General features: G+C 69.2%; 10 protein-coding genes and 2 tRNA genes. 5 read left to right on the top strand and 7 right to left on the bottom strand.

Features of this window, described 5'->3' with window-relative positions; all coding sequences use genetic code 11:
- From AC07NN_RS14285 to AC07NN_RS14275, 3 genes are all read right to left on the bottom strand, one after another.
- Positions 1–76 (bottom strand): hypothetical protein (locus tag AC07NN_RS14285; protein ID WP_334349513.1); only part of this gene is annotated, 76 nt, incomplete at its 3' end.
- A gap of 53 nt (positions 77–129) precedes the next feature.
- A tRNA-Gly gene (locus AC07NN_RS14280) sits at positions 130–203 on the bottom strand.
- 96 nt (positions 204–299) lie between these two features.
- Positions 300–385 (bottom strand) — tRNA-Tyr (locus tag AC07NN_RS14275).
- A gap of 173 nt (positions 386–558) precedes the next feature.
- Here AC07NN_RS14275 and rlmB point away from each other — a divergent pair.
- From rlmB to AC07NN_RS14260, 3 genes are all read left to right on the top strand, one after another.
- Positions 559–1,395, top strand: a complete 837-nt coding sequence (gene rlmB / locus AC07NN_RS14270; protein WP_494641818.1) for a 23S rRNA (guanosine(2251)-2'-O)-methyltransferase RlmB — start codon at positions 559–561, stop codon at positions 1,393–1,395.
- Between the two features lie 107 nt (positions 1,396–1,502).
- Positions 1,503–3,353, top strand: a complete 1,851-nt coding sequence (gene stpX / locus AC07NN_RS14265; RefSeq protein ID WP_494641813.1) for a stalk-specific protein StpX — start codon at positions 1,503–1,505, stop codon at positions 3,351–3,353.
- 135 nt (positions 3,354–3,488) lie between these two features.
- The gene (locus tag AC07NN_RS14260) at positions 3,489–4,223 is read left to right on the top strand and encodes a TerC family protein (RefSeq protein WP_494641808.1); all 735 of its coding nucleotides are present in this window, start codon (positions 3,489–3,491) and stop codon (positions 4,221–4,223) included.
- Positions 4,224–4,264: 41 nt separating this feature from the next.
- Here AC07NN_RS14260 and AC07NN_RS14255 read toward each other — a convergent pair whose 3' ends face one another.
- The 3 genes from AC07NN_RS14255 to AC07NN_RS14245 are packed head-to-tail and all read right to left on the bottom strand — an operon-like array spanning position 4,265 to position 6,815.
- On the bottom strand, positions 4,265–4,690 hold the full coding sequence (locus tag AC07NN_RS14255) for a hypothetical protein (protein WP_494641804.1): 426 nt from the start codon (positions 4,688–4,690) through the stop codon (positions 4,265–4,267).
- The gene (locus AC07NN_RS14250; protein ID WP_494641802.1) at positions 4,687–5,697 is read right to left on the bottom strand and encodes a phosphotransferase family protein; all 1,011 of its coding nucleotides are present in this window, start codon (positions 5,695–5,697) and stop codon (positions 4,687–4,689) included. The genes AC07NN_RS14255 and AC07NN_RS14250 overlap by 4 nt, the downstream gene beginning before the upstream one ends.
- A gap of 11 nt (positions 5,698–5,708) precedes the next feature.
- On the bottom strand, positions 5,709–6,815 hold the full coding sequence (locus tag AC07NN_RS14245; protein ID WP_494641800.1) for an Rv3169 family protein: 1,107 nt from the start codon (positions 6,813–6,815) through the stop codon (positions 5,709–5,711).
- A gap of 121 nt (positions 6,816–6,936) precedes the next feature.
- Between AC07NN_RS14245 and AC07NN_RS14240 the strand changes: the two genes are divergently transcribed.
- Positions 6,937–7,314 (top strand): DUF423 domain-containing protein, encoded by a 378-nt coding sequence (locus AC07NN_RS14240; protein ID WP_494641798.1) that lies wholly within the window; start codon positions 6,937–6,939, stop codon positions 7,312–7,314.
- Here AC07NN_RS14240 and AC07NN_RS14235 read toward each other — a convergent pair.
- Complete coding sequence (locus AC07NN_RS14235) at positions 7,305–8,519, bottom strand: multidrug effflux MFS transporter (RefSeq protein WP_494641796.1); 1,215 nt, start codon at positions 8,517–8,519, stop codon at positions 7,305–7,307. The genes AC07NN_RS14240 and AC07NN_RS14235 overlap by 10 nt on opposite strands.
- 116 nt (positions 8,520–8,635) lie before the next feature.
- On the opposite strand from AC07NN_RS14235, the gene AC07NN_RS14230 reads away from it, so the two are divergent.
- Positions 8,636–9,619, top strand: a complete 984-nt coding sequence (locus AC07NN_RS14230) for an alpha/beta fold hydrolase (RefSeq protein ID WP_494641794.1) — start codon at positions 8,636–8,638, stop codon at positions 9,617–9,619.
- The last annotated feature ends 29 nt before the right edge of the window (positions 9,620–9,648 follow it).

Raw genomic sequence — 9,648 nt, 5'->3', positions numbered from 1 at the left:
TCTTGCCATGGTCAACGTGACCAATCGTGCCGATGTTGCAGTGCGGCTTATTACGTTCGAACTTTTCCTTGGCCATCGTCTCTACCTTCGCGCCGGCGGCTTGTTGTTGGGAATTAACTCTTAGGGAGCTGGAGCGGGTAGCGGGAATCGAACCCGCGTCCTCAGCTTGGAAGGCTGCTGCACTACCATTGTGCTATACCCGCCTAATAGCTTGCGGGGTCGCGTCGGCTCCCGGTCTCTGGCTCTGGGACGCCCGTTGCCTTCAAGACCGCGCCTGTCTTCCGAACTCGTCGCGTGCATGGTGGGGGAAGCAGGACTCGAACCTGCGAAGGCGTACGCCAGGGGATTTACAGTCCCCCCCCTTTGCCACTCGGGACATTCCCCCAAGCACGCGACGGAGTTCCGAAGCCGGCGGCCTTTACCCGGTTCAATGCGCAACAGCAAGCCGTTGAACTTCGAACTGGAACAAAAGCTTCTTTAGCCGGTGACGGACGGTGCTAAGAGCAGCGCCGGCCGGCCGAGAAACCCTTGGGGCCCCAAATCGGAGCGCGTCTTATAGTGTCCTCTCATTCCGAACGCAACGACCGGAAACGTCCTTCTGCACCCGGACGCGATTTTCGTTCCAAGCCACGGAAAGAGAACAGCTTTTCTCGCGGTCAAGGTGACGCCAAGGACTGGATTTGGGGGACTCACGCCGTCGAGGCGGCGCTTTCCAACCCCCTGCGACCGGCTCCGAAGCGCCTTCTGGCGACCCCGGACCGCGCCAAGCGGCTCGCGCCGAATCTCCAGAAGCTGGCCTGCCTGCAGGTGATGGAAGGCCAGGAGATCGCCAAGCAGTTGCCGCAGGGCGCCGTGCACCAGGGCCTGGCCCTGAAGATCGACGAGCCCGAGGCCCTGTCGATCGCCGACCTCGCCGCCCAGGCCGACGGCCTGCTGGTCATGCTGGACCAGATCACCGACCCGCAAAACATCGGCGCCATCTTCCGTTCGGCCGCCGCCTTCGGGGCCAAGGGCGTGATTCTGCAGGACCGCCATGCGCCGGTGCTGTCGGGCGTGCTGGCCAAGACCGCCGTCGGCGCCGTCGACAAGGTCGCGCACGCGCGCGTGGTCAATCTATCCCGGGCCCTGGAGGAGCTGGCCGACCTGGGCTGGCGCGCCGTGGCTTTGGCTGGCGAGGCCGAGCACAGCCTGGAAGCCGTGCTCGACAATCAACCCACCGTGCTCGTTCTGGGGTCGGAGGGCGAAGGCGTCCGTCGCCTGGTCGCCGAGCACTGCGACGCCCTCGGAAAGATCCCGATGCCGGGCGGTTTCGAGAGCCTGAACGTCTCGGCCGCCGCCGCCGTCGCGCTCTACGAAGCCTCGAGAGTTCGCGTGAAGGATGAATTGGGTTCGTGAATCCCGGTTAACCGTTTTGATTTCGTCGCAAGCACGTGCTCTTCTCGCGAACAGTGGTCCGCGAGCGTCGTCTCGCGGAGGATTCTGACATGGGATCGGGGGACCCGATGTTTGGCAATAAGGTACGCTTGGCCGCCCTGGCCACTGCGGCGGCCAGCGTTCTTTTGCTTGCCGGCTGCAGCGCCGGCGATCAGCCGGGAACGCCGCCGCCGTCCAGCGACTATCGCGCCGAAAGCAGCGCGCCTGACCTGATGGGCGCGGCGCCGCCGCCGAACGCCAGCCAGGCGCAGGACGGTCTGCTGGGCGGGCCCAGCACGCCGGGCAGCGTCAGCTCGCGTCCCCTGCCCGCGCCGAATAGCGATCTGAGGACCTGGCGCCGCGCCGACGGCAAGCTGGTCACCGCCATGCGCCCGATCCCGAATCCGGGCGGACGCCACGCGGCGCATGCGGCTCCGCGAACCGCGCCCCATACCGCGCAGCGCGCCGATGTCGCCGCCACCGGCGACACCCGCACCTGGCGTCGCGCCGACGGCACGCTGGTCACGGCCATGCGTCCGGTGCCGAATCCGAAGGGCGCTCGCCGCGTCCATGCGACGCCGCGCGTCCACGCCACGATCCCGACGCATCACGCCGCGCCGGTCGTCCACGCCGCGGCCAAGCCCGCGCCGCTCGCCAGGCCCGTGGCCAAGCCGCCCGTCGTCGTGGCGGCCAAGCCAGCGCCGGTGAAGCCGGTCGCGCCGAAGACCGTCGCGCCCGCTCCCGCGCCGCTGAAGGCTGTCCAACCAGCCAAGCCGACCACGCCGCTGGCCAAGCCGCCGGTCGTGGCCGCCGCCAAGCCGGTCGCCCCGCCCGCCGCAGCGCCGAAGCCCGCTCCGGACAAGCCGGCGACCAAGCTCGAGAAGCTGCAGGCCGCCACCGCGACCGAGGCCACCAACGGCGCCGTCCTGGCGGCTGGTGAGAGCCTGTCGAAGAACCAGCCGGGCCAGGTCACCCTGTCCTTGCCGACCACGCTGGGCGACCTGATCAAGAAGGAAGCCGCCAAGCTGGGCCTGACCAAGGCCGCCAAGAAGACCAGCGCCTACGCCCAGCTCTCGGGCGAAGGCTACGAGGTCACGCCGAACGGTCGCCAGACGGCCGTGGTGAAGCCGGGCGAGCCCACCACCTTCGCCTGGCAGGTCAAGCCGGGTCCGGAGGCCAAGGGCCAGCTGAAGTCGGAGTTCGGCGTCGAACTGAACGGCGCCAAGCCGCCGCAGGACTTCGCCCTGGGCACGATCACCAAGCGCGTCGCCGCCGTGCCGGAGCAGGTCAAGAAGGGCGTCGGCGGTCTGGATCTCGGCCCGCTGAACGGCTCGATCAACCTGCCGGGCGTCGGTGAGACCTCGCTGAAGACCGTGCTGGGCGGGGCCCTGGTCCTGCTGGCCGTGATCATCCTGGCCATCGTGTCGCGCAACGCCACGGAATCCCGCCGCCGCCAGGAACGCCAGCGCCGCTACCGCACCCACACCGACTACGGCCGCAACGAGATGGAGTTCGAGGCGCCGCAGCCGGCCCAGACCTCCTATGTGAACCCGTTCGTGGCCGCCGCCGGCGGCGCGGTGGCGGGCGCGGCGGCCACCGCGGCCTTCACGCACCACAAGGAAGAAGCCCCGGCCCCGGCGCCCGAGCCCTTCGCCCCTGTCGAAGAGCACCACGCACCGTTCCAGGAACCGGCGCACCGGGAGGTCCCTCCCGTTCAGGAGGTCCACGCTCCGGTCGAGGCGCAGCCCGCTCCCGTCCAGGAACATCACAACCCGTTCGTGGCCCAGAACGTCCACCCGATCGCGCCTCCGGCCGAACACCACGTTCCCGAGCCGGTCGTCGCACCGCCGGCCGAGGCGACGGTCGAGCCCCAGGCCCCGGAGCACCACGCTCAGGAGCATCAGGCCAACGACCACAAGGAACCCGAGCCCGCCCACTAAGCGCAGGCTCCACCGAGAAGCAGCGCCCCGGGTCAACGATCCGGGGCGCTGTGCTTTTGTATGACGCGCGCGCGTTTTGCCGACGCGCCCCTTTTGCGCCTTGCATCAGCGCTCGCGTCACCGCATTGAGGATGCATGTTTGAAGCTCTGACGGCCCAGCTGGGCAGCCTGCAGGGGCCCTTGATGGCCCTGCTGCAAGTCCTGATGATCGACCTGGTGCTGGCCGGGGACAACGCCGTGGCCGTGGGCCTGGCCGCCGGCGGCCTGCCGCCCAAGGACCGCAAGAAGGTCATCCTGTACGGGCTGGGCGCCGCTGTCGTCCTGCGCATCAGCTTCGCCCTGATCACCACGTGGCTGCTGGGCGTCATCGGCCTGCTGCTGGCCGGCGGCTTCCTGCTGCTGTGGGTCTGCTGGAAGATGTGGCGCGAGATGCGCGAGCAGGCCGCGCACGACGACGCCATGGCCGCGATCGACGGCGATCCCTCGACCGAGCCCAGCACGCGTAAGGCCAAGACCTTCAAGCAGGCCTTCATCCAGGTCCTGATCGCCGACGTCTCGATGTCGCTGGACAACGTGCTGGCCGTTGCCGGCGCCGCCCGCGAGCACCCCGGCATCCTGATCTTCGGCCTGCTGCTGTCGATCGCCCTGATGGGCCTGGCCGCCAGCGCCATCGCCAACCTGCTGCACAAGCACCGCTGGATCGGCTTCGTCGGCCTGGCGATCGTGCTCTATGTCGCCATGCACATGATCTGGGAAGGTCACCGCAGCGTGGTCATGGACCTGAACCAGACCGCCGCCTACAACGCCGCCGCGCCGGCCCCGCTGGACATCCAGCCGGCCGAGATCGCTCAGCACAACAAGCACAAGTAGCCGACGCCTAGCGCGCGGGCATGTCTCATCGACCGGCGCGCTTAGCGCGCCGGCAGGGGCGGCAAGTCCAGTCGGCGCAGGTCGGCCATCTTGGCGTAGAGGCGCAGGATGGCGTGGTGGCGTGTCGTGTCGCCCTTCGTCTCCACCGCCTCGTGCAGGCTGATCAAGGCCTTGCGCAGCGCGGCGTTGACGCCGTCCAGCGCCGTGGTGGTGAACGTGTCGGTCGTCGGCCAGGCGGCGGGATCCAGGCCGTAGTCGGCCGTCGCCCCGTCCAGCGTCGCGCGGATCAGGGCGTTCTCCTCGACCCGCGCCGCCACACCGCGCTCGGCCTCCTGGGCCGCCAACAGCGACAGTAGCGCCACCAGTCCCACCTTGCCCGCCATGAACTCGCCCTGCTGCTCGGGCGGTCCGGGATCGGCCATGCACATGAAGTTGCCGACCAGGATGTCGGGCAGGCTCGGGGTCATTGCAGGCCCTCCAGGCGCATGAGAGCGGCGGCCAGGATCTCGTCGTGCCGCCTGGCGGTGTACCAGCCGGAGACCGCCAGGATCGGCTCCTTGAAGCCGCCGTCGCGATACTCCTTGGCCGCCGAGGTCCAGATCGCCTGGCCTTTCACGGCCGCGAACAGCGACCACCAGGCCAGCGCCCCCTCGTCGACCGGCAGGCCGCTGGCCTTCGACCAGATCGCCAGTGCGTCTTCGCGCGGGATCATGGCGGCCACGGTGGCGGCGTCGAACGGATTCCAGAGCGGATCGATGGCCCAGGCCAGATCCTCCAGCGGGTCGCCAAGGTGGACCATCTCCCAGTCCAGGATCGCCAGGATGGTCCCGTCCGGGGCGTGCAGGAAATTGCCGCCGCGATAGTCGCCGTGCACCACCCGCACCGCGCGGGGCGGCGGTGGCGGCTTGCGGCGGAGCGCGCGGATGGCGGCGCGGACGATCGGCTGCGGGTGCTGTTCGTCAGCCTCGATGACGGCGGCCCAGTGGTCCACCGCGATCCGCCAGCAGTCCTGCGGCGCGGGGTTCTCCGCGGCCTTGGCCAGCGGCAGGCCGGCCGGGTCCACGCTGGCGATCCGCCCCAGGATGTCGAAAAACGACTCGCCGATCGTTCGGGCGTTGGCGCCGTAGGGCATGACCGTGAACGGCGAGGCCACCGCCCCGCCCTCGACCCGCTCCATGATGAAGAACGGGCGCTCCAGCTCAGCGCCCTCGGCGTCCATCGCAACGGGACGCGGAGCCGGCACGCGGTCGTGGAAGCTCTCCAGCGCCAGATATTCCAGGCTGCGATCGGTCTCGATCAGGCTGCCGGGCGGGTCGCGACGCAGGATCAGCGGCTTGGTCTCGCCGCCGACGCTCGCGACAAAGCGATAGGTCTCGCGGCTGGCCCCGCCGGGGATGCGCGAGAGATCGGCCACCGTCACCGGCCCCGCCCAGATCCGGGTCAGGTACGCCTCCAGGCGTTCGGCGAGGGTCATGGGGCTCGAACTCATGGGGCCATGTCCAGGATCGAGGAGAAACCCGAGGGCGCGTGCGGTCCGATCGCCAATTGCTCGAAGACCCCCCGCCCCTTCCGCTCACGTCCCTCGCCGTCGACGAAGGTCACCCGGCTCAGGGCCTGGACGTGCAGCAGATGGGGCATCTTCCGGTCGAGGTCGGCGGTGACGAAGTCCTCCCGCTCGACCTTCAGCTCACCCTGGTTCTGGCCGTGCCCCCAGGTCGGATGGTTGTAGCCCAGGCCCAGCATGAAGAACTCGGTCTGAGGCTCGATGGTCACCGATCCATCGGCGCCGAGATCGATCGCGGCCGCCGAGGCGTGGCGCGTGCCGCTCTTCCACTGGATGGCGCAGGCGGACTCGGCGAAGCCGCCGAAATGGTCCTCGCGACCGCCGTCCTCCAGCCAGACGGCGCGGCGGTTCCAGAGCCGGCCCAGCTCGTCGTCATTGGTGTGGAAGAACAGGCTGCCGTCCGCGAAATTGCACGGCGCCCACAGCCAGAAGAACTGCGGCAAGACCGGCGGGGCCAGCTCCTGGGCGTCGCGCGCGCCGATCGGCCGGACACCCCACGAGCGGTCGCGGGTGCCGACGAAGCCGTCGACGCGGGTGCGGACGCCGTCGACCTCGATCCAGCCGCTGTAGCGGCCGTTCTGGGTCAGGCGGGTGTAGTCGAGCAGCGTGCGCGGCCCGTTGCGACGGACGAAGCGCGGCTCCTCGATCGGAAAGGCTCGGCCTTCGAAGACGATCTCGGCGGCGATGCCCTGCTCGGGCGCGGCGACGGTCAGCTTCAGGCGTTGCAACGGCTGGAGCACCTCGATGCTGATCGGCCCGACGCTCAGGTCCATCCGCTCCATCCGCAGCCAGCGGCTGGCGTGGAGATTCACCTGTCTACCATCCTTCATCACGCAGAAGGCGGCGTCGGCGATGTTGAGGTGCGGATAGACCCCAAAGGCGGCGGCGAAGAAGAGGTCGTTCCCGTCTCCTTCGGCCGCGTAGCCGTTGAAGAAATAGCGGTCGTAGAAGTTCCGATCCGTCCCGGCATAGGCCACGGGTTCCGGCGTCTGATGGATCGGGTAATCGTCGCCCCAGGTGAGCGCCATGCCGTCCTCCCCTGGATCGCGCGACGCTCTGATGCCGTAAGGAAGCGGCGTCGCTTTACGTCCAGGTGATCGACGTTAAGGTCACGCCCGACGATTGCAACGGTGACGGAGCGTAAAGCCGATGGCGAGTTGGACTCCCAGGGCCTGGACGGGTCTGGCGGCGCTCAGCGCCCTGCTGTCCGTGGGCTTCGGCGCCTTCGCCGCGCACGGCATGACCGAGCCCAAGCCGGTCGAGTGGCTGCACACCGGCTCGCAGTACCAGATGGCCCACGCCCTGGCCGTCTTCGCCGCCTTCGGCCTGCAGCGCGCGGGCGCCAAGGGCATGGGCGTGGTCGCGGCGCTGTTCCTGGTCGGCGCGCTGCTGTTCTCCGGTTCGCTCTACGCCATGGCGCTGGGCGGTCCGCGCATTCTGGGCGCCGTCACCCCGCTGGGCGGCCTGGCGTTCATGGCCGGCTGGGCGCTGCTGGCCTGGCGCGGCTTCAAGCTGCCTCAGGCCTGAGGCTTCTCCGCGCCCGGCAGGGCCAGCAGGAAGATCGCCAGGCTGGAGCCGACCAGACAGGCGAACATCACCCCGGCCACCGGTCGCGGCGTGCCGTCGTGCAGCAGGCCGCTGGCCCAGGACGACAAGGCCCCCGCCGCGAACGAGGTCGAACCCATCAGGGCCGAGGTGGAGCCGGCCCGGCGCGGATCGACGCTTAGCGCCCCGGCCATGGTGTTGCCGCCCATCAGGCCGTAGATCGACAGGGCCAGGAATAGCAGCGGCAGCACCGTCCACTGCCCACCCCAGCCGGTCCAGGCGGCGATCGAGAGCAGCAGGGCCGCGACGATCGAGGCGATGCTGGCCCGGCTCAGCACCTGGTCCGGCAGGTGGCGGCGCAGCAGCAGGCGATTGATCTGGCTGGCCCCGATGATGCCGACGGCGTTGAAGGCGAACAGCAGGTTGAAGACCAGCGGCGAGTGGCCGTAGGTCCCCATGATCAGGTCCGCCGCCCCGGCGATGTAGGTGAACAGCACCGCCCCGTTCAGCGCCCCGGCGATCGCGTAGCCCATCAGCCGGCGCATGCCGAACAGGGCGATATAGGCCTTCAGCGGGTTCTCGGCCTTGGCCTGGGCCAGGGTCTCGGCCGAGCGGGACTCCGACAGGCTGAGGATCACCCAGAGGCCGATCAGGCTGCTGAACACGACGAGCACCCAGAACACCCCGCGCCAGCCGGCGAAGAACTGCACGACGCCGCCGAACTGCGGGGCCAGCACCGGCGCGAGACCCATGATCAGGGTCATCAGCGACAGCACGCGCGCGGTGTCGGAATGGCCGAAGCGATCGCGGACCACGGCGCGAGCGACCACCGGCCCCGCGCAGCCGCCCAGCGCCTGGACGAAGCGGGCGGCGATCAGGACCTCGATCGTCGGCGCCAGGGCGCAGACGATCGACGCCGCCAGGAAGACGCCGATGCCGAACAGCAACGGCAGGCGCCGACCGAACCGGTCCGAGGCGGGGCCGTAGACGAACTGGCCGATGGCCATGCCAGCGAAGAAGGCCGCCAGGGTCGCCTGGGTCTGCTCGGGCCCAGCATGCAGGCTCGCGCCGATGGACGGCAGGCTGGACAGATACATGTCGATCGACATGGGCCCGAAGGCCGTCAGCGCACCCAGCAGCAGGACAAGTCGCCACGGAACGGCGGCGGGCGGCGGCGCGTCGGTCATGGTTTCGCTTCTACGCCTTTTCGACCCTACGGAAACCTCAAATGGCGCTTGCCCGCGTCGGTGGAGCGCTCCAGGGTGATCGGCAATCACATAGAAACGCGGGAGGAAGAGCGGTCATGACGGTCAAGAATCCAGGCCTGCCCGAACCCCAGTACGCCGACATCAACGGCATCCGCATGGCCTATTACGAGGCCGGACCGCGCCAAGGCGTGCCCATCGTCTTCTGCCATGGCTTCCCGGAGCTGGCCTTCTCGTGGCGTCACCAGATCGCCGCCCTGGCCGCCGCCGGCCGCTGGGTGATCGCGCCAGACCAGCGAGGCTACGGCCTCACCCCCGGCCCCGAGGCGGTCGAGGCCTACGACATGGAGCACCTGACCGGCGACCTGGTCGGCCTGCTGGACCACCTGGGCGTCGAGAAGGCGATCTTCGTCGGCCACGACTGGGGCGGCATCGTCGTCTGGCAGTTGCCGCTGCTGCATCCGACAAGGGTGGCCGGCGTCATCGGCCTGAACACGCCCTTCACCCCGCGCCTGCCGATGGACCCGATCGAGATGTTCCGCAACGCGTTCGGCGAGGACATGTACATCGTCCACTTCCAGAAGCCGGGAGAGGCCGACGCACGGCTGGGCGCGGATCCCGAGCGGACGATCCGGTTCTTCATGCGCAAGCCCAAGGGCAGCCAGGACGAGTTCCTGGGCCGCCCGGCCGAACGCCGGAGCCTGGCGCTGCAGGACGCCCTGCTTCACTACGATCCGGCGACCGACGACAACCAGTTCCTGGAGCCCGACGAGCTGGCCTTCTTCGTCGAGGCCTTCCAGCGCACGGGCTTCACCGGCGGCATCAACTGGTACCGCAACTTCACGCGCAACTGGGAGAAGGCCGAGTCCCTGCCCCGCCGCATCGACGGCGTCCCCTGCCTGATGATCATGGCCGAGCTGGACGTCGTCCTGCCGCCGGCCATGGCCGATCGCATGGGCGACCAGATCAGCGACCTGGAGAAGGTGCTGATCGAAGGCAGCGGCCACTGGACCCAGCAGGAGAAGCCGGCCGAAGTGAATGCGGCGATCCTGGCTTGGCTGGATCGGAAGTTCCCGGCCTAGCATGGTGCGTGATCCTCGCCCTTCGACGG

The sequence above is a fragment of the Caulobacter sp. GW821-FHT09H08 genome (assembly GCF_059415885.1).
The sequence above is the reverse complement of the archived record's forward strand: the minus strand, read 5'-3'. Positions and strand labels throughout refer to the sequence as shown.